General features: G+C 70.3%; 17 protein-coding genes. 4 read left to right on the forward strand and 13 right to left on the reverse strand.

Annotated features, from left to right (window positions below; genetic code table 11):
- Window positions 1-384: 384 nt before the first annotated feature.
- The 3 genes from AC4BG9_RS18200 to AC4BG9_RS18210 all read left to right on the forward strand — a co-directional run bounded on the left by AC4BG9_RS18200 (window position 385) and on the right by AC4BG9_RS18210 (window position 3792).
- A complete protein-coding gene (locus AC4BG9_RS18200; protein ID WP_490572538.1) occupies window positions 385-1056 on the forward strand; it encodes a Type 1 glutamine amidotransferase-like domain-containing protein in 672 nt (223 codons plus the stop codon).
- Window positions 1057-1156: 100 nt separating this feature from the next.
- Window positions 1157-2539, forward strand: a complete 1383-nt coding sequence (locus AC4BG9_RS18205; RefSeq protein ID WP_490572539.1) for a hypothetical protein — start codon at window positions 1157-1159, stop codon at window positions 2537-2539.
- Complete coding sequence (locus tag AC4BG9_RS18210; protein ID WP_490572540.1) at window positions 2536-3792, forward strand: benzoate/H(+) symporter BenE family transporter; 1257 nt, start codon at window positions 2536-2538, stop codon at window positions 3790-3792. Before AC4BG9_RS18205 ends, AC4BG9_RS18210 begins: the two co-directional genes overlap by 4 nt.
- Window positions 3793-3907: 115 nt before the next feature.
- Here the strand turns inward: AC4BG9_RS18210 and AC4BG9_RS18215 are convergent, their stop codons facing one another.
- Genes AC4BG9_RS18215 through AC4BG9_RS18240 form a run of 6 tightly spaced genes read right to left on the reverse strand, consistent with a single transcriptional unit; the run spans window position 3908 to window position 10702 of the window.
- Window positions 3908-5083: an acyl-CoA dehydrogenase family protein gene (locus tag AC4BG9_RS18215; RefSeq protein WP_490572541.1), complete on the reverse strand. Its 1176-nt coding sequence runs from the start codon at window positions 5081-5083 to the stop codon at window positions 3908-3910.
- A 24-nt stretch (window positions 5084-5107) separates the two neighbouring features.
- Complete coding sequence (locus AC4BG9_RS18220; RefSeq protein ID WP_490572542.1) at window positions 5108-6259, reverse strand: acyl-CoA dehydrogenase family protein; 1152 nt, start codon at window positions 6257-6259, stop codon at window positions 5108-5110.
- 1 nt (window position 6260) lies between these two features.
- Entirely contained in the window at window positions 6261-7898 is a 1638-nt protein-coding gene (locus tag AC4BG9_RS18225; protein WP_490572543.1) for an AMP-binding protein, read from the reverse strand.
- Window positions 7899-7949: 51 nt separating this feature from the next.
- Window positions 7950-8690 (reverse strand): SDR family NAD(P)-dependent oxidoreductase, encoded by a 741-nt coding sequence (locus AC4BG9_RS18230; protein ID WP_490572544.1) that lies wholly within the window; start codon window positions 8688-8690, stop codon window positions 7950-7952.
- A 52-nt stretch (window positions 8691-8742) separates the two neighbouring features.
- On the reverse strand, window positions 8743-9888 hold the full coding sequence (locus AC4BG9_RS18235) for an acyl-CoA dehydrogenase family protein (RefSeq protein WP_490572545.1): 1146 nt from the start codon (window positions 9886-9888) through the stop codon (window positions 8743-8745).
- Between the two features lie 19 nt (window positions 9889-9907).
- A complete protein-coding gene (locus AC4BG9_RS18240) occupies window positions 9908-10702 on the reverse strand; it encodes an enoyl-CoA hydratase-related protein (RefSeq protein WP_490572546.1) in 795 nt (264 codons plus the stop codon).
- Window positions 10703-10875: 173 nt separating this feature from the next.
- Here AC4BG9_RS18240 and AC4BG9_RS18245 point away from each other — a divergent pair, with 173 nt between their 5' ends.
- Complete coding sequence (locus AC4BG9_RS18245; protein ID WP_490572547.1) at window positions 10876-11541, forward strand: TetR/AcrR family transcriptional regulator; 666 nt, start codon at window positions 10876-10878, stop codon at window positions 11539-11541.
- 19 nt (window positions 11542-11560) lie between these two features.
- Here the strand turns inward: AC4BG9_RS18245 and AC4BG9_RS18250 are convergent, their stop codons facing one another.
- From AC4BG9_RS18250 to AC4BG9_RS18280, 7 genes are read right to left on the reverse strand one after another with little or no spacing between them, the layout of a single operon-like run.
- The gene (locus tag AC4BG9_RS18250) at window positions 11561-12781 is read right to left on the reverse strand and encodes a phenylacetate--CoA ligase family protein (RefSeq protein ID WP_490572548.1); all 1221 of its coding nucleotides are present in this window, start codon (window positions 12779-12781) and stop codon (window positions 11561-11563) included.
- 16 nt (window positions 12782-12797) lie between these two features.
- Window positions 12798-13643 carry an ABC transporter ATP-binding protein gene (locus AC4BG9_RS18255; RefSeq protein ID WP_490572549.1) on the reverse strand — a complete coding sequence of 282 codons (846 nt, stop codon included), beginning with the start codon at window positions 13641-13643 and terminating at the stop codon, window positions 12798-12800.
- Complete coding sequence (locus tag AC4BG9_RS18260) at window positions 13640-14827, reverse strand: ABC transporter substrate-binding protein (protein ID WP_490572550.1); 1188 nt, start codon at window positions 14825-14827, stop codon at window positions 13640-13642. Before AC4BG9_RS18260 ends, AC4BG9_RS18255 begins: the two co-directional genes overlap by 4 nt.
- Before the next feature lie 40 nt (window positions 14828-14867).
- Window positions 14868-15932, reverse strand: a complete 1065-nt coding sequence (locus AC4BG9_RS18265) for a branched-chain amino acid ABC transporter permease (protein WP_490572551.1) — start codon at window positions 15930-15932, stop codon at window positions 14868-14870.
- Window positions 15933-15936: 4 nt separating this feature from the next.
- On the reverse strand, window positions 15937-16809 hold the full coding sequence (locus tag AC4BG9_RS18270; protein WP_490572552.1) for a branched-chain amino acid ABC transporter permease: 873 nt from the start codon (window positions 16807-16809) through the stop codon (window positions 15937-15939).
- On the reverse strand, window positions 16806-18752 hold the full coding sequence (locus AC4BG9_RS18275) for an AMP-binding protein (RefSeq protein WP_490572553.1): 1947 nt from the start codon (window positions 18750-18752) through the stop codon (window positions 16806-16808). Before AC4BG9_RS18275 ends, AC4BG9_RS18270 begins: the two co-directional genes overlap by 4 nt.
- A complete protein-coding gene (locus AC4BG9_RS18280; RefSeq protein ID WP_490572554.1) occupies window positions 18749-19594 on the reverse strand; it encodes an ABC transporter ATP-binding protein in 846 nt (281 codons plus the stop codon). The genes AC4BG9_RS18275 and AC4BG9_RS18280 overlap by 4 nt, the downstream gene beginning before the upstream one ends.
- Window positions 19595-19658 lie beyond the last annotated feature (64 nt).

The following is a 19658-nucleotide window of genomic DNA, read 5'->3' on the forward strand; positions in this document are numbered from 1 at the left end:
CTCATCCCTGGGCTACGTCCCACCCCGTTCCTACGCAGCATCATCAAGTAACTGTCCGTGAAACCCGGGCAAGACCAAGATCCACCACCACCAGCTCTCCTGGGGGAACCACGGACACACCGACCTCGACAACGGACTCCCCCTCTGCGGCCACCACCACCGCAAAGCCCACGACCCCGACTGGGACCTCCGCCACCACCCCTCCGGCGACTACCGCTTCCACCGACGACGGTAAGAGCTGCCCGGACGAGCGACTCCCGGGCGGGCCATCCGTGCTGTGGGCCGGGTCCCTTCCTGCTGTGGGGCGGGCTCCTTCCTGCGGTGCCGGGTCCCCTCCTGCGGTGGGTATGGACAGCACGGATCACCGGCCGCCAGGATCTGCCCATGAGTACCGGGAAGCTCCTGCTCACCTCGGGAGGCGTCACCAACCCGAGCATCCACGCGGCGCTCGAGGATCTCCTCGGCAAGCCGGTCGCTGAGGCGCGCGCCCTGCTCGTGCCGACCGCCCAGTGGGGCCATCCGATGTGCGGGCCGGGGTCGGTGCGCGGCCTGGTCGCCGCCGAGCCCACCTGGGAGCACCTCTCCGGGCTCGGCTTCGCCTCGTTGGGCGTCCTGGAGCTCACCGCCCTGCCCAGCATCGGCGCGGACCGCTGGGTGCCCTGGGTCCGCGACACCGACGTGCTTTTGGTCGACGGCGGGGACGCGACCTACCTCTGCCACTGGATGCGGGAGTCCGGGCTGGCCGACCTGCTTCCCCAGCTCCCCGACCTGGTCTGGGTGGGGGTCAGCGCCGGCAGCATGGTGATGACCCCCCGGATCGGCGAGTACTTCGTGGAGTGGCCGGCCGCACCCGACGACCGGACGCTGGGGGTCGTCGACTTCTCGATCTTCCCGCACCTCGACCTCTTCCCGACCAACACCATGGCCCACGCGGAGCGCTGGGCGGCCGACCTGGACGTCCCGGCCTACGTGATCGACGAGCAGACGGCCCTCAAGGTCGTCGACGGCACCGTCGAGGTGGTCTCCGAGGGGCAGTGGAGGAAGTTCGAGCGGTAGTCCGCCGATCCCCGGCCACCAGGAAGCCCGCGCCGCCAGTAGGCCACGCGCGACCAGCGCTACGCTCCACGCCTCGCCGCCGACAGTCCACGGGGGATCCATGCGCCGCACCACCGTCCTGACGACCGCGCTGCTGCTGGGCGGGGCCCTGCTCGCCGCCCCGACGGCCGGGTCCGCGACCGGGTCCGCGACCGGGTCCGCGACCGGGTCCGCGACCGGGTCCGCGACCGGGTCCGCGCCGGGCAAGACCTGCCGCGGGCTGCCCGTCACCATCCACGCGATCGACCGCGACGTGCGGGGCACCGAGGGGCCGGACGTCGTGCTGCTGGAGTACACCCGCTCCCGGTGGGGGAACGTCCAGACCTTCGGCGGCGACGACGTGGTCTGCATCCGGGGCCGCACCCCTGGCTACGACTCCCGCACGGGAAAGAACCTCCTGATCGACGTGGGACCGGGGGACGACGTCGTCGACAGCACGCAGGCTCCGACGTGGAACCTGCTCCTCACCCTCGGCGCCGGGTCGGACCGGTACGAGGGCGGGTCCGGCCGCCACGAGGTCAGCGCCGGCCACTGGGGTGGCGAGGCGGGAGGACACGTCGACACCGAGCCGGACGTGCTGATCGGCGGTGCCGGCATCGACTCGTTCGACAGCGGAACCATCGGAGAGCCGAACGGCGACCGCCTCGAGCTGGGGGGTGGGCACGACTACCTCGACCTGGAGGGGCACTGGGCGGAAGGCGGCTCGGCCAGCGGCGGAGCGGGCGACGACCTCCTCCTGCTGGACCTCCGGGGCCGGTCGGCGACGCTCGACTCCCGCGCCGGGCGCTACACCGAGGACGGTCGGACCGTCGCGGTCATGGACGGCTTCGACGCCTACTCCGTGTCCGTGCTGAGCGAGGAGTCCGACCTCACCTTCCTGGGCAGCGATGCCGACGAGTCCCTCTTCGCGACCGGGTCTCGCCTGACCGCCCGCCTCGGCGGTGGCGACGACATCGTGGAGACCGCGAGGACGACCGCCGAGACCGACCTCGACGGCGGCCGGGGCCGCGACACGATCTCGCTCAACGGGGACGGCGAGACCTCGCTCGCCCTAGACCTGCAGGCCGGGAGCCTCCGGGTCGACAAGGCCGGGTCGACGCACCGCGCCCGCCTGGCCCGCTTCGAGGCTGCCATCGTCACCTCGCACCGGGTCCGACTCTCCGGGACGGGCGGGGCGAACCGCCTCGCCGTCTCCGCCTGCTACGGCTCCGTGCGGGGGCGCGGCGGGGACGACCTGCTGATCGGCAAGGAGTGGGGCCGGCTCTGGCCCAGCCGGGAGTGCCACGGATCCGACCTCTTCGGCGGCCCCGGGGACGACGAGCTCCGGGGCGGCAGTCGGGACGACACGCTGATCGGCGGCCCGGGTCGCGACGTCGCCAGCGGGCACAAGGGGCGGGACCGGTGTGCCGCCGAGGTGCGGAGCTCGTGCGAGCGGCGGGCTTGACCGGCGACGGCGTGGCGCGTGGCCCGGAGACCGGGCGCGGCGGCCTGCTCGCCCCCGTCTCCGCCGGGGTGGTCTCGGGGCTGGTCGGGTTCACCAGCGCCTTCGTCGTCGTCCTGGCAGGGCTCGAGGGGGTGGGGGCCAGCCCGGCCCAGGCCTCCAGCGGGCTGCTCGCGGTCAGCATCACGATGGGGCTGGCCTCGATCGTGCTCGCCCTCACCACCCGGCTGCCGATCACCGCCGCCTGGTCCACACCCGGCGCGGCACTGCTCGCCACCACCGGGGCGGTCGCGGGCGGCTGGCCCGCGGCGGTCGGCGCCTTCCTCGTCACCGGCGTGCTGATCGTGCTCACCGGGCTCCTCCCGCGGCTCGGGGCGCTCATCTCCCGCATCCCGGCCTCGATCGCCCAGGCGATGCTCGCGGGCGTCCTCTTCCAGCTCTGCCTGGGTCCGGTCACCGGGCTGGCGGACAACCCCGCCGCGGTCGCGCCGATCGTCGTCGTCTGGCTGCTCGGCGTCCGCTTCGCGCCGCGCTTCGCCGCCCCGCTGGCCTTCCTGGCCGCCGCGGTCGTGATCGCGGTCGACCTGGTCGCCTCCGGTCGCCAGGTCGACCCGGCGACCCTCGTCCCCCAGCTGGAGCTCACCGCACCGGCGTTCACCCTCTCCGCGCTGGTCGGCATCGCCCTGCCCCTCTACCTGGTGACCATGGCCGCCCAGAACGTCCCGGGCGTCGCCGTCATGAAGGGCCTCGGCTACGTGGTGCCGTGGCGGCGGTCCATGCTCGTGACCGGGGTCGGCACCCTCGTCGGGGCGCCGGCCGGCGGGCACGCGATCAATCTGGCCGCCATCAGTGCCGCCCTCGCCGCGGGGCCGGAGGCCGGCGAGGACCGTTCCCGGCGCTGGGTCGCGAGCGTCACCTCCGGCCTCGTGCTCGTCGTCCTCGGCATCGCCTCGGCCGCCTTCACCACCCTGGTCTCCTTCGCCCCCCTCGGCGTCCTCGCCGCCGTCGCGGGCCTCGCGCTGCTGGGCACGCTGGCCGCCTCGCTGAGCGCCGCGCTCGCCGATCCGGCCGAGCACATCCCCGCGGTCGTCACCTTCGCCACCGCCGCCTCCGGGATCGCGGTCGCCGGGGTGAGCGCCGCCTTCTGGGCGCTCCTCGCGGGGCTCGTCGTCCGGCTCGTCCTCAGCGCCGGCCGGCCCCGCCACCGTCAGGCCCGAAGGGCAGGAGCGCCTGACCACACCGCCTCGCGCTCCTAGGGCGGTCGCGTGGCCATCCCACTGGACGCTGACCGGGGACGTCGTCGCACTGGGCGCCACCGTCGTGCGCGAGTGGGCTACAGCGAGGCCCTCGGGCACGTCGTCATGCTGGATGTCAGCGGTAGGCCGCCTGGCCCGTCAGCGCCTGGCCGATGACCAGCTGGTGCACCTCCGAGGTCCCCTCGTAGGTCAGCACCGACTCGAGGTTGTTGGCGTGGCGCATGATCGGGTATTCGAGGGTGATGCCGGCGGCACCGAGGATGGTGCGGCACTCCCGGGCGATGGCGATCGCCTCGCGGGTGTTGTTGAGCTTGCCGAGGCTGACCTGCCGGTGGTCGAGGGCTCCCGCGTCCTTGAGGCGAGACAGGTGCAGGGCGAGCAGCATCCCCTTCCCGAGCTCGAGGGACATGTCCGCCAACTTGGCCTGGGTGAGCTGGAAACCCGAGAGCGCCCTGTCGAAGATCTCCCGCTCGCCGGCATAGGCGATCGCCGTCTCCAGACAGTCGCGGGCCGCGCCCAGAGCGCCGAAGATGATCCCGAACCGCGCCTCGTTGAGGCACGACAGCGGGCCGGCGAGCCCGGTCGCCCCGGGCAGCACCGCCGAGTCCGGGAGGCGCACGCCGCTGAGCACCAGCTCGGAGGTCACCGACGCCCGGAGCGACATCTTCTGCTTGATCTCCGGCGCGCTGAACCCGGGCGTCTGGGTGGGCACGACGAAGCCGCGAATCCCCTCGTCGGTCTGCGCCCAGACCACGGCCACGTCGGCGACCGAACCGTTGGTGATCCACATCTTGTTGCCCGTCAGCACCCAGTCGGTGCCGTCCCGCTTCGCCCGGGTGCGCATCCCCGCGGGGTTGGAGCCGAAGTCGGGCTCGGTCAGACCGAAGCACCCGATCGCCTCGCCCGCTGCCATCCGGGGCAGCCACTCCTGCTTCTGCTCCTCCGAGCCGTGCTTCCAGATCGCGAACATCGCCAGCGAGCCCTGTACCGAGACCAGGGAGCGCAGTCCGGAGTCGCCCGCCTCCAGCTCCATGCACGCCAGGCCGTACGACGTCGCGCTGGTGCCCGCGCATCCGTAGCCCTCCAGGTGCATTCCCAGCACCCCCAGCGAGCCGAGCTCGCGGGCAAGGTCGCGCGCCGGGATCGAGGCGGACTCGTACCAGCCGGCCAGCTGCGGCCTGACCTTGTCCTCGACGTACTTGCGGACGGTGTCGCGGATCGCGATCTCCTCCTCGCTCAGCAGCGAGTCGGTGCCGAAGAACCCCAGGGGGGTCTGCGGGATGGTGGCCATGACGGTGTCCTTTCGAGCCGGGGGTCAGAGGAAGGCGTTGACGCCGGTCTCGGCGCGTCCGATGAGGAGCTTCTGGATCTGGCTGGTGCCTTCGTAGAGCGTCATCACCCGGGCGTCGCGCATGTACTTCTGCACGGGGTACTCGTCGACGTAGCCGTAGCCGCCGAAGATGGAGATGGCCTGGTTGGCCGCCCGCACCGCCGCCTCGGAGGCGAAGTACTTGGCCTTGGACGCCTCCACGCCGAACGGCTCGCCACGCTCGATCAGGTCGGCCGCGCGCCAGGTCAGCAGCCGCGAGGCGTCCGCGTCCACCGAGATCTGGGCGATCATGTCCTGGATCATCTGGAACGAGGCGAGCTGACGGCCGAACTGCTTGCGCTCCTTGGCGTAGTCGACCGCGGCGTCCAGGCACCCGGCGACGATGCCGGTGCACCCTGCCGCGACCGAGACCCGGCCCTTGTCGAGAGAGTGCATGGCGATGGCGAAGCCCTGGCCCTCCTCCCCGAGCAGCGCCGAGGCGGGCACCCGCACGTCGTCGAAGGAGAGCTCGGCGGTGGCCTGTCCGCGCAGCCCGAGCTTGCCGTGGATCTCGGTGCGGCCGAAGCCCGGGGTGTGGGTAGGGACCAGGAAGGCCGAGATGCCCTTCGGGCCCTCTCCCCCGGTGCGGGCGAAGACCAGGCAGACGTCTGCCCAGGTGCCGTTGGTGATGAAGATCTTGGACCCGTTGATCACATAGTCGCCGCCCTGCCGGGTGGCCCGGGTCTTGAGGCTGCCCGGGTCCGAGCCGTTGTCGGGCTCGGTCAGGCCGAAGCAGGCCAGCCTGGTGCCGGTGGCGATGCCCGGCAACCACTCCTGCTTCTGCTCCTCGGTCCCGTGGGACAGGATCACCTTGCCGACCAGGCCCATCGAGACCGAGACGATGCCCCGTACCGCGGAGTCCGCACGGCCGAGCTCCTCCATGCCGAGGCAGTAGGTGATGTAGTCGCCACCCAGGCCGCCGTACTCCTCGGGGATCGTCAGCCCGAAGAAACCGATCTCACCCAGCATCGGGATGATCCTGGTGTCCACCGACTCGTCGCGGTCCCACTGGGCGCGGTGGGGCACCACCTCGGCGTCGAGGAAGTCGCGGGCCAGCCGCTGGAAGCTGCGCTGGTCGTCGTTGAGTGCCATGTCCATGTCAGCTCTCCCGTCCCGCGGTCTCCCGCAGCGCGAACTTCTGGATCTTGCCGCTCGGCGTCTTCGGGAAGTCGTCGAGGATGACCAGCTTCTCCGGCCAGTACTGCTTCGCGACCCCCTTGGTGGCGAGGAACTCCCGCATCGCCTCGAAGGTGAGCTCGGGGGCGCCCGCCCTCAGCACCAGGCAGGCGCAGGCCCGCTCCTGGAGCCGGGGGTCCGGGATGGCCACCACGGCGACGTTGTCGACGTCCGGGTGCTCGTGCAGCACGTTCTCGACGTAGGAGACCGGGATGTTCTCCCCGCCGCGGATGATGACGTCCTTGGTGCGTCCCGAGATGCGCAGGTAGCCGTCGGCGTCGATGTGCGCGAGATCGCCCGTGTCGAACCAGTCGCCGTCCGGGTCCTCACGGAACAGGGAGCGCGTCAGCTCCAGCCGCTCGGCGTACCCGACGAAGAGGAAGGGTCCGCGCACCTGCAGGGCGCCCTCCTGGCCGGCGGGCAGCGGCTCCCCGGCGAAGTCGACAACCCGGATCTCCATCCCGGGGAAGGGGTAGCCGTCGGTGTCGATCACCTTCTCCTCGGGATCACCCGGGATCCCGAGGGTCACCAGCCCCTCCTCGGTCTGCCCCCAGCCGCCGAGCACGGCGAGACCCGGCAGCAGGTCCCGCGCCTCACGCACCAGCACCCGCGGGATCGGAGCGCCCATGCAGCAGAAGAGAACCAGCGAGGAGAGGTCGTGCTGGTCGAGGTCGGGCGCCTTGAGCAGGTCGTGCAGGAAGGGTGTGGCACCCGAGGTGTAGGAGATGCGGTGGCGCTCGACGAGCTCGACGAAGTCAGCCGCGTCCCACACGTCCTGCAGCACGCAGGTCGCGCCGTTCTGCACGTTGAGCCGGGCGCCGTAGAGGAACCCGGTCAGGTGGGCCAGCGTCGAGGCCATGTGGAAGACCGTGTCGGCGGTGATGCCGAGGCGCTCGGGCAATGCGTCGTTGGCCGCGACGACGGTGTTGTGGGTGTGCATCACACCCTTGGGCTCGCCGGTGGTGCCGGAGGTGAAGATCAGCAGCGTCACGTCATCGGGGTCCGGGCGGAGGGCGTCCAGCTCGCCGGGGTCCCGGCGCTCCTCCCACGGTGTCGCCATGAACTCCTCCCACGAGCCCGGCCCGCCGGGGGCGTCCACGACCAGCACGTGCTCCAGCGCCGGCCAGTCACCGCGCAGGCGCTCGACCATCGCCGGGTAGTCGAATCCGCGGAAGTCCTGCGGCACCACGATGAGCCGGGACTTCGCCAGCCCCACCATGAAGCCGACCTCGCGCTCGCGGTAGATCGGGATCAGCGGGTTGCTGACCGCACCGATGCGGCTCGCCGCGTAGTGCACGACGATCCACTCGATCCAGTTGGGCAGCTGGAAGGAGACCACATCGCCGGGCTTGATCCCGAGTTCGAGGAAGCCCAGGGCGCAGCGGTCCACCTGCTTCTCGAGCTCGGCGAAGGTGACCGCGCGCCGGCTGTCGACGAAGGCCACCTTGTCCGGGGTCGCTGCGGCAGCCTCGTGCAGGAAGTCGATGATGGTCCGGTCGCGCCAGTAGCCGGCACGGGTGAACCTCTCCTTCTGCGCGGAGGTGAGGGTGGTCTCGAACATGACTGCGGCTCCGATGGGGTGGAAGGTTGCCGGTTGGACTGCGGCGGGCCGTCAGGCCATCGTCAGCCCACCGCTGACGCTGATGGTCTGGCCGGTGATGAAGGCCGCGTCGTCGGAGGCGAAGAAGGCGACCGCGCCGGCGATGTCCTCGGGCTGGCCGAGGCGGCGGAACGGGATCGCCTTCGCCAGGGCCTCGCGCAGCTTCTCCCCGCCCATGCTGGCGAAGAGGGCAGTGTCGGTGGGACCTGGGCACACACAGTTGATGCTGATCTGGTTGCGTGCCATCTCGCGGGCGGAGGCCTTGGTGAAGGCGATGACCCCGCCCTTGGCGGCCGAGTAGACCGCCTCGCCCGACGAGCCGACGCGGCCGGCGTCGGAGGCCAGGTTGACCACCCGGCCCGATCCCTGGGCGGCCATGATCGGCAGCACGGCCTTGGAGGTGTTGAGCACGCCGTACAGGTTGATGCCGATGACCCGGTCCCAGGTCTCGGGCTCGGAGTCGACGAACGGCTCGGCCTTGTCCCAGCCCGCGTTGTTGACCAGCACGTCGATGCGGCCCAGCTGGTCGACCACCTGGGTCACCATGGCGTTGACCGACTCCCGGTCGGTGACGTCGGTGTGCAGGCCGAGGGAGCCGTTGCCCAGTGAGGCGGCGGTCTCCTTGGCCGTGGCCTCGTTGACGTCGGTGACCACGACCGTGGCCCCTTCGGTGGCGAGACGCCGGGCGATGGCCTGGCCGATGCCCTGACCCGCTCCGGTGACGATCGCGATCTTCTGGTCGAGGGTTCCCATGGTGGTGCCTTTCTGGATGCGTGGGGGGAGGCGTGCCGGGTGGCGGACCTGCTCAGGGAGCGAAGGATCGGCCCAGCAGCGAGCGCGAGATGACGAGCTTGGAGACCTGGGCGGTGCCGTCGCCGATCTCCAGCCCGATGACGTCGCGCAGGCGCTGGCCGACGGGACTCTCGGTCGAGTAGCCCAGGTGACCCAGGATGAGCAGGCACTGGTGGATGACCTCGGCCGAGAGCTTCGGGGCCCAGAACTTGGCCATCGCGGCCTCGGCGGAGTGGTCCAGGCCGGTGTCCTTGCGCCACAGCGCCTCGTAGCAGACGTGCCGCGCGCCCTTGATGTAGGTCGCCTGCTCGGCGAGCGGGAAGGCCACCCCCTGGAAGGTGCCGATCGGCTTGCCGAACGCCTCCCGGTCCCGCGCCCACTGCAACGCCTCCTCGAGGGACGCGCTCGCGGCCCCGAGGCAGGCCAGACCGATGATGGCCCGGGAGTAGTCGAAGCCCTGCATGACCGAGACGAAGCCGTCGCCCTCGGCGCCGATCAGGGCGTCGGCGCCCACCGGGGTGCCGTCGAAGTGCAGCGACGCCCGGCCGATGGACCGGGCACCCAGGTCGTCGAAGGGGGCCCGGCTGACGCTCGGGTGGTGGAGGTCGACCCAGAAGGCGCTGACTCCCCTGGCTCCGGGACCGCCGGTGCGGGCGAGCACGACGGCGCGGTCGCTCGCCATGCCCAGGGTGATCGAGGTCTTCTCGCCGTGCAGGGTCCACCCGTCCGCGGCCGGCTCAGCCCTCAGCTCGAGGTTGGCGGCGTCTGTGCCGTGGCCGGGCTCGGTGATGCAGATACAGGGCACGGTCTCGCCGCTGGCGATCCCGGGCAGCCAGGCGGCCTTCTGCTCGTCGGTGGCGTTGCGGACGATCACGTCGCTGATGAGCGCGGTGTTGATGATGAGGTACGTCGCGTTGAAGTCCGCGCGGCCCACCTCCTCGGCCGCCACCCCCGCGATGACGGCGGTGGCGTCCTGGCCGCCGTACTCCTCGGGGATCCGGAGCCCGGTCAGCCCCAGGCCGGCCATGTCGAGGGCCAGCTCGCGACGGAAGACTGCCGCCTTGTCGTCGGACTGGTAGTGCGGGGCGAGGATCTTGGCCGCGAACCGGCGGACCTCCGCACGGAACGCCTCGTGGTCCGCGTCATCGGCGTAGTACATCGGTGTCTCCCGCTCCGGCTCAGTGCCAGTTGACGTGCTGGTTGAAGTCGGGGGTGCGCTTCTCCGCGAACGCGGCGGCACCCTCCAGACCCTCGGGCGAGGCGGTGAACAGGTCGAGCGCGGTCATCGCCATGTTGCTGTAGCCGGCCTGGTGGTCGGTGTCGGCGTTGAAGGACTGCTTGAGGAAGCGGATCGCGGTGGGACTCTTCGTCGACACCTCGGCAGCCCACTCCTTGGCCTCCGCGAGCAGCCGATCCGCGGGCACGACCTTGTTGACCAGACCCATCGCCAGCGCCTCCCGGGCGTCGTACATCCGACACCAGAACCACATCTCGCGGGCCTTCTTCTCCCCCACGACCCGCGCCAGGTAGGCCGTGCCGAAGCCTGCGTCGAAGGAGCCCACCTTGGGACCGGCCTGGCCGAACCTGGCAGTCTCACTGGCCAGCGAGACGTCGCACAGGACGTGCAGGACGTGCCCACCGCCCACCGCGACGCCGTTGACCGCGGCGATCACCGGCTTGGGGATGTCGCGGATCAGCTTGTGCAGGTTGCCGATCTCGAACATGCCCGACTCGCTCGGGCCGTAGTCGCCGGTCTCGGCGCGCTGCTTGACGTCACCACCGGTACAGAAGGCCTTCTCACCGGCGCCGGTCAGGATGACCGACTGCACCTGCTTGTCGGCCCAGGCCAGCCGGAATGCCTTGATGAGCTCCTCCACCGTCTTGGCCCGGAACGCGTTGTAGCGCTCGGGACGGTTCATGGTGATGAGGGCGGCCGAGTCCTCGACCGCGTACGTGATGTCCTCGAATGTCATCTTCGCCCCTGCCTCGAAAACTGAATCATGCTTCACTACAAATGAACGTAAGTTCATCCATGCTCGCTGTCAAGGGTCGAGCCGGGTAGAGTGAATGTAGATTCATCCCCGGTTTCTCGCTGCGAGCGTCTGCGGCCCATCCCTCGCGGCCCACCCAGAGTCCAGGAGGCTCCATGACGACCCCCGTCCAGCTCGCGCCGGCCGACGCCGCCAGACAGGCCCGCGCCGCGCAGCGCAGCGCGCAGCTGCTCGACGCCGCGGCCCGCCTGATGGAGCGCGACGGGTCGCACGCCGTCTCGATGCAGGCGGTCGCCGCCGAGGCCGGCGTGAGCGTGGGCCTCATCTACCGCTATTTCGGAGGCAAGGACGACCTGTTGCTGGCCGTGATCCTCGGGGTGCTCGACTCCTTCGCGACCCAGGTGCCCGAGGCCGTCGAGGCTGCCGGGGAGGACCCGGTCCACCGGTTGGCGGCGGCGTTCCGGTCCTACTGCCAGGTCATCGACCAGCATCGGCACGCCGCGGTGCTGACCTACCGCGAGACCAAGAGCCTCGACGAGGCCGGGCGGGCCCGGATCAAGGAGCTCGAGGTCCAGACGAGCGAGCCGCTGCGGGCCGCGCTCCAGCAGGGCGTGGAGGCCGGCCTCTTCGACGTCCCCGACCTCGAGCTCACGGCTTACGACCTGCTGCTGCTCGCCCACGCCTGGGCCCTGAAGCACTGGTACTTCGAGCGGACCCTCTCCCTCGAGGTCTACGTCGAGCGCCAGCTCGCCCTTGTCCTCAAGGGGATCGTCCGGTCCCGCCACCGTCGCAAGTACGCCGCACTCATCACCCCCGCCTGACCCCCGGGCCGGCGGAGCATCAGCCGCGCCGGTCGACCAGGACAGCGTCCTCCTCCAGCGTCTCGACGACCCGCACCACGGGTCGCACCCGCAGGACGTCGCGACATCGCCTCTCCGCGACCGCGGCCACGTCCTCCGGCGCAGCGTCCTCCACCACCAGGTCCATGCGCAGGACGTCTGTCCCGCCGCCCTGCTCGACGACGAAGCACCCCTGGGCGACACCGGACGAGCGCAGGGAGCGGAGCAGCTCCGCGGCCTGATGCGGATGGACGAACATCCCGCGGACCTTGACCGCGGCGCCCACCCGGCCCAGCACGCCGGCGAGCCGAAGGCCGTGCGGTCCCTCGATCCAGCGGGACACGTCGCCGGTGCCGAACCGGACCAGGCCGTAGTCCTCACGCAGGACCGACACCACGACCTCTCCGGCCTCCCCCGCCTCGACCTCCTGACCGGTCACCGGGTCGCATACCTGCAGGTAGACGTCCGGGCCGGGGACGAGACCGGCGTCGGGCGCGGCCTCGTAGCCGATCAGCCCGCACTCGGCAGTGCCGTAGGACATCAGCACGCGTGGCACCCGCTCCACCAGGCGCTGGCGCAGCGCCGGTGACAGCGGCTCCGCGGTGACCAGTGCCTTCTCCACGCGCCACCGGTCCGCCGCCAGGCCCGCCTCGTCGAAGGTCGTCATCAACGCGGCGAGGTACGACGGCAGCCCGATGAAGGCGGTCACCCCGAGGTCGGCGATCACGTGGACCTGCACGTCCTGCATCCCGACCCCCGCCGGGATGACCCGAGCGCCCACGGCGCGACAGGCCTCGTCGAACATCAGGCCGGCCGGGGAGAGGTGGTAGCTGAAGCAGTTGAGCACCACGTCTCCTCGCCCCACGCCCAGCTCGGAGAGGGCCGGCGCCCACCTCCACGGGTCGGGCCCGGCCAGCTGCGGCTCGTAGATGGGACCGGGCGAGGCGAACGCCCGGACCGGATGTGAGCCGTCGGCGACCAGGCCCCCGAAGGGTCGCTCGACCGCCGCCTGCTGAAGTGCCGGCAGCGCGTCCTTGGCGAGCACGGGCAGCCGGTCGAGAGCCGCCGCATCGGCCGGGCCCTGCGGCAGTCCGGCGGCACGGAGCCGGTCGTCCAGCGCCGGGATGCGCCCGACCCCCGCGCGGGCCACCCCCGCAGCGCGCCCGCCCTGCTCGTGTCGGTAGGCCGCCAGGGCCTCGGTCATCGAGGTGGTGTGTGACATGTGATCTCCCGAGTTCCTACAGCCAGCGCTTGCGACGCTTGTAGTGCTTGACGTCGCGGTAGTTCTTGCGACCCTCGTCACCCAGGCCCAGGTAGAACTCCTTGACGTCGGGGTTGTCCTGGAGCTCGGCGGCGGTCCCCTCGAGCACGATCCGGCCCTGCTCGAGGATGTAGCCGTGGTGGGCCACCTCGAGCGCGCGTCGAGCGTTCTGCTCGATCACCAGCACGGTCAGGCCGGTCTCCTCGTTGAGGGCACGGATGTAGCCGAAGATCTCCTGCACCAGCAGCGGGGCGAGCCCCAGCGACGGCTCGTCGAGCATCAGCAGCTTGGGCCGCGCCATCAGCGCCCGCCCGATGGCGAGCATCTGCTGCTCGCCGCCGGAGAGGTAGCCGGCGACCCGCGCCCGCATGTCGGCCAGCTTCGGGAAGTAGGTGTAGACCCGGTCGAAGTCCTCGGCCGATGCCCCGCCACGGGAATACCCGCCGGCCACCAGGTTCTCCTGGATGGTGAGGTGCTCGAAGACGTGACGGCCCTCCATGCACAGCGAGAGGCCGGTGCGCACCCGCTCCGCGGCGTCCATCCGGGTGATGTCGGTGCCGTCGAAGATGATCGAGCCGTCGGTGATCTCGCCGCGCTCGCTGGGGAGCAGGCCCGAGGCCGCCTTGAGCATCGTCGACTTGCCGGCACCGTTGGAGCCCAGGAGGGCGACGATCTTGCCCTCCGGGATCTCCATCGAGAGCCCGCGCAGCACCAGGATCACCTCGTCGTAGATGACCTCGATGCTGCTGACGGTGAGGAGGTTGCCCCCGGGGGCGGCCGGGGTGGACCCGGCCGCCTCCGAAGCCACGGTGGATGGGGTCACGGCGAGACGCCCAGCTCGACGGGAGCCATCTCGCCATCCTCGACCCGGTAGATGCCGGTGGCGGTGCTGCCACGGTGGGAGTCCTCGGAGAACTCGATCTCACCGGTGCCCAGCACGCCGCCGGTGTCGATCGGGCCCATCGTCTCCAGGGCCTCCTTGATGCCGGGCCCGCTGAGGTCGCCGGCCTCGACCGCGGCGCGGATGCCCTCGGCCATCGCGTGCATCGTGTACCAGCCCTGGGCGAAGTGGAGGCCCTCCTCCTCCAGCGAGGAGCCGTTCTCCTCGAGGTAGGCCTGCACGTCCTCGTGGCCGGGCTGGTCTGCGGAGACCGGGGCGAACGGCTGCACCAGGATGTGACCCTCCGCCACGTCGGCGCCGGCGGTGTCGATGAAGAGCTCGTCTGCGCACCAGTTGAGGCAGACGATCTGCATGTCCAGGCCCTGGGCCTTGATGTCCTTGGCGACCAGGGCCGCCGGGGAGGAGACGTTCTGGATCATGATGTATTTCGCGCCCTGCTTCTCGGCCTGGGACAGGAGCCCCGTGTAGTTCGTCGAGCCGGCCGGCATCGGGTAGGCCTTCACGTTGAGGTCCAGGTCGGCGGCCCACTCCTGGGCGTCGGCGACCGGGGCAAGCCCGAAGGGGCTGTCGTTGTGGAAGATCGCGATCTCGCTGCTCTTGCCGTCCTCGGCGATCCAGTTGAGCGCAACACGCGCCTGGTCGGAGTAGGTCGGGGCGACCACGAAGTTGTACGGCGCCTCCGCAGGGTCGGTGAGCGGCTCGGCGTACGAGGCGGACATGAACGGCAGCTCATCAGAGGTGATCCGCGGTGCGAGCGCCTCCGAGTCGCCGGTCCCCCAGCCCATCACGGCGAGGACGTCGTCGTTGACGTACTCCTTGTAGATCCGCTCGGCGGTGGGCAGGTCGTAGGCGTAGTCCGTGACGGGGGCGTCGAGCTCGCGGCCGTCGATGCCGCCGTTGTCGTTGAGCCAGTCGACGTATGCCTTCTGGCCGTTGGCGTACGGCGTGCCCACGTCACCGGTCGCGCCGGTGAGGTCGGCGATGACGCCCAGCTTGATCGGGCCGTCGCTGTCCGCGGCTTCGTCGGAGTCGCCGCCCGGTGCGCAGGCGGTGAGGCTGAGCGCGGCCGCGGCGGCGGCCACCAGCAGGGTGCGGGTTTGGCGCATGGTGTTTCTCCTTGGGTGGGTGTTTCTCAGACGTGCCGGGTCAGTAGCGGAAGGGCCAGAAGCGGACGTAGTCCTTCATCCGTTGCCAGATGCGGTCGAGACCGCGGGGCTCGATGAGCAGGAAGGCGATGATGACGAGGCCGAAGACGGCGTTCTCGATAGCGGGCAGCCGACTCACGAGCCACGGGACCTGCTCGCCGACGCCACCGATCACCTCGTTGAGGAAGACCGGCAGCAAGGTGATGAAGAAGGCGCCGTACACAGCGCCTGCCACGCTCCCGAGCCCGCCGACGATGATCATCGCCAGGTAGAGGATGGAGATCTCGAAGGTGAAGGACTCCCAGGTGACGGTCTCGGAGTAGTGCGCCGTGAGCGCGCCGGCGAGACCGACGAAGCCGGAGGAGACGGCGAAGGCGACGACCTTGGTGCGGGTCACGTTGACGCCGATCGCCGCCGCGGCGATGTCCTGGTCACGGACCGCCATGAACGAGCGCCCGAGCCCGGTGCGGAACAGGTTGCGTGCGGTCAGGACCGCGACCACCGCACAGGCGAGGAGGATCCAGTACCACTGGAACTCGAACCACTCGCGGGTGATCTCGTAGCCACCGACCCGGAAGCGCTCGACCGCGAGCGGCGCGCCGCTCTCCTCGCGGAGGAAGGACCACCGCCGCGCGATGAAGACGATGATCTCCTGGCTCGCCAGGGTCGCGATGGCCAGGTAGAGACCCTTGAGCCGCAGGGCCGGGAGGCCGAAGAGGGCGCCCGCTGCGGCCGTGACCACCACCGCACAGGCGATCGAGAGCGGCGCCGGCAGGTCGGCGCGCATCGTGAGCAGCCCGGAGGTGAAGGCGCCGACGGCCAGGAACCCTCCCTGCCCGAGCGAGATCTGCCCGGTGAAGCCGACCAGGATGTTGAGGCCGACGGCCCCGACGACGGCGATCAGGACGGTGTTGAGGATGCTCAGCTGGTAGGGGTCGAAGACGTAGGGCGCAGCGATCGCCGCGACCACGATCAGGGCGAGCCTGACGTACTGCGCCGCGGTGTGTCGCAGCGACAGCTCGCGCTGGTAGCTGCGGAAGTAGACGCCGGTGGAGATCGATGCCATGGACCTAGACCCTCTCGATCCGGGTTTCGCCGAAGATGCCGTAGGGCCTGACCATCAGGATGGCGATCAGCAGGAGGTAGGGGACGATCTGCGCCAGGCCCGGGTCCCAGTAGCCGCTGACGTACTGAGCGGTGAGCCCGATCACCAGCCCGCCGACGATGGTGCCCGGCACCGAGTCGAGCCCGCCCAGGATGACGACGGGGAAGACCAGGAGTCCGAAGGACACGAGGTTGCCGCTGACCGAGGTGATGTCCCCGAGAAGCACCCCGGCGACCAGCGCCGAGACCGCTGCCAACGCCCAGGCCATCGCGAAGATCTTGCGGACCGAGATGCCCATCGTGAGCGCCGCCTGCTGGTCGTCGGCGACGGCCCGCATCGCGATGCCGTGCCGGCTGCGCTGGAAGAAGACGGTGAAGGCGGTGAGCACGAAGCCGGCGATCACGATCACCAGGATCCGGTTGAGCGGGATGGTGGTGCCGAGGAACTCCACCGGGGTGCGGGGCAGCAGCGCCGGCTGGGAGACGGGCCGGGTGCCGAAGATCATCTGCACCACGGCCCGCAGGAATCCCGCGAGCCCGATGGTCACCATGATCACGCTGATCGCACTCTCCCCCACCAGGGGGCGCAGCACGAACCGCTCGATGAGCAGTCCCATGAGGACGGCGAAGACCAGGCCGACCGCCACGGAGAGGACGAGCGGGAGCTTGAACACCACAAAGGCGGCGTACACGGTGTAGCCCCCGATGAGGAGGAACTCGCCCTGGGCGAAGTTGATGACCGAGGTGGACTTGTAGATGAGGACGAAGCCCAGCGCCGCGAGGGCGAGGATCGCTCCCTCGGAGAGTCCGTAGATGGTGAGGTTGAGGAACTGGCTCATCGGCGTGTGCTCCAGACGGGACGCTTCTTGCTGTCAGCGGAGGGCTGGTGGTCGTCGAGGTCGAGGATCGCCAGGTCGATCTGGCGCTTGGCGACCGTGCCGTCCTGGTAGGAGACGGTGTTGGTGATCGACACTCGGTCGTCGCCCCGGGCGAGCGCCGCGATGAGGTCCGCGTAGCGCTCCACGATGACGTTGCGACGGACCTTGCGGGTGCGGGTGATCTCGTCGTCGTCGGGGTCGAGCTGCTTGAACAGCAGCATGAAGCGACGCACCCTGATCTCCTCGGGGAGGTCGACGTTGGCACGGTGCACCTCGTCGGCGATCAGTCGATAGGTCTCCGGCTTGGCCGCCAGGTCGGTGAAGGTGGTGTAGGTGAGGTGCTGGCCCTCGGCCCAGGAGCCGACCGTGTTCGGGTCGATCACGATCATCGCCACGATCTCGTCGGTCCCGAAGACCACCGCCTCCTCGACGTAGGGGCTGAACTTGAGCTTGTTCTCGATGAACGCGCTCGAGAAGCGGGTGCCCGTGGCTGTCGTCTGCACGTCCTTGGCGCGGTCGATCACCACAAGCTGGCCGTCGTCGAGGTAGCCGGCGTCGCCGGTGTGCAGCCAGCCGTCGTCGGTCAGCGCCGCGTCGGTCGCCTCGGGGTTGCCCACGTAGCCACGGAAGACAGCCGGCGACCGGAGCAGGATCTCGCCGTCGTCGCCGATCCTCAGGTCGCACCCCGGGATGGGGACCCCGACGCTGTGGAACCGGACGTCGTCGTCGTGGTGCACGACGGCGAGGCCGCAGATCTCGGTCTGCCCGTAGATCTGCTTGAGGTTCACCCCGATCGCGTGGAAGAAGCTGAAGACGTCCGGCCCCAGCGGTGCCCCGCCGGTGTAGGCACGCTTGATGCGGGTCAGTCCCAGCTGGTTGCGCACCGGGGCGAGCGCGGCCCAGTCGGCGAGCAGGAGCAGCGCCCGGTCGCCGGGCCCGGGCCGCCTGCCGCGCAGCCGCTTGGCCGCGACCCGGTCCCCGACGGAGTAGCCGAGGCCGAAGATCTTGCGCTTGAGCCAGCCCGACTCCTCGATGCGGACCTGGACCTCGGAGAGCATCGACTCCCAGATGCGCGGAGGGCTGAACATGACGTGCGGACCGATCTCACGCAGGTCGCTGCGCTGGGTGGCGGAGTCCTCGGGGAAGGAGAGCGTCAGGCCCTGGGCCAGGCCGCACGCGACGGCGATCATCTGCTCGCCGATCCACGCCAGCGGCAGGAAGGAGACGAAGCGGTCCTTCGGCCCGAGCGGGTCGATGGAGACCAGGCTCTCGGCCATCGAGAGCAGGTTGCGGTGCGAGAGCTGGCCGAGCTTGGGTTGGGAGGTGGTTCCGGACGTGGTGCAGACGACCGCGATGTCGTCGGGCGTCCCGGCCCGCACCTGCTCCTCGAACCATCCGGGGCGCTCGGCTCCCCACGCCCGACCTGCCTCCTCGACCTGGCCGAACGGCAGCAGCCACGGCTGGGTGTAGGACTCCAGGCCGTGCGGGTCGTAGAAGACGACGTGCTCCAGGTCCGGAGCGAGCGCCTTGATCTTCAGCAGCTTGTCGACCTGCTCCTGGTCCTCGGCCACCACGACCCGGGTGCGCGCCGTGGTGAGGACGTGCACGATCTCCTCGTCGAGGCTGGTGGGGTAGATGCCGACCACGGCGGCGCCGATGGACTGCACCGCCAGCTCGGCGATCAGCCACTCGGGCCGGTTGTCGCCCAGCACGGCGACCATGTCGCCGCGTCCGACCCCCAGCGAGGCGAGCCCGTGCCCGAAGTCGCGCACCCGATCGGCATACTCCTGCCAGGTGATGGGCTGCCAGATGCCGTAGAGCTTCTCCTGGAGAGCGACCGCCTGCGGCCGGGTCTCCACCTGGCGGGCGAGCAGGCGTGGGAACGTCTCGTCGGCGATGCTCATGCGTCGGCCCCCAGGTACGCCTCGACCACGGCCTGGTTGCCGCGGATCTCGGTCGGGGTCCCGTCGCCGATGAGCTTGCCGAAGTCGAGCACGCTCACCTGGTCGGAGATGTCCATCACCACGCCCATGTCGTGCTCGATCAGCATCACGGTGACCCCGCGAAGCTCGTTGACGTCGAGGACGTAGCGCGCCATGTCTTCCTTCTCCTCAGCGTTCATGCCGGCCATCGGCTCGTCGAGGAGCAGCAGACCGGGCTCGATGCACAACGCACGTCCGAGCTCGACCCGCTTCTGGATGCCGTAGGCCAGCGCCCCCACCGGCGAGTGCCGGTAGGCCTGGAGTGCGAGGAGGTCGACGACCTCCTCCACGAACTCGCGGTGGGCGATCTCCTGGCGCCGGGCGGGCCCGAACCAGACGAACGCCGGCAGCAGCCGGTGCTTCATGTGGATGTGCCGGCCCAGCATCAGGTTCTCCAGCACCGTCAGGTGCCCGAAGAGCTCGATGTTCTGGAAGGAGCGGGCGACACCGAGCCGGGCGATCTGGTGGGGCTTGGCATGCACGAGGTCGTGCTCACGCGGCGCCCCGTCCTCAGCCCGGGTGTGCAGCGTGATGCTGCCCTCCTGAGGCCGGTAAAGGCCGCTGATGCAGTTGAGCATGCTCGACTTGCCGGCGCCGTTGGGGCCGATGACCGCGTGCACGTCGCCCTGTCGGACGGTGAACGACACGTCGGAGAGCGCATGGATGCCGCCGAAGCGGAGTCCGACGGAGTCCACCTGCAGCAGCGGCTCGCCGGCTGTGAGGCGACTTGAGTTGAGCTCGAAACGGTAGGCCCTGGTCAGCACCTGGCATCCTCCTGGTCAGCCGATGTGACGCACGTTACTTTCCACTATGCGGAAGCGCAACCCC

The sequence above is a fragment of the Nocardioides sp. Z40_12 genome, from assembly GCF_058215795.1.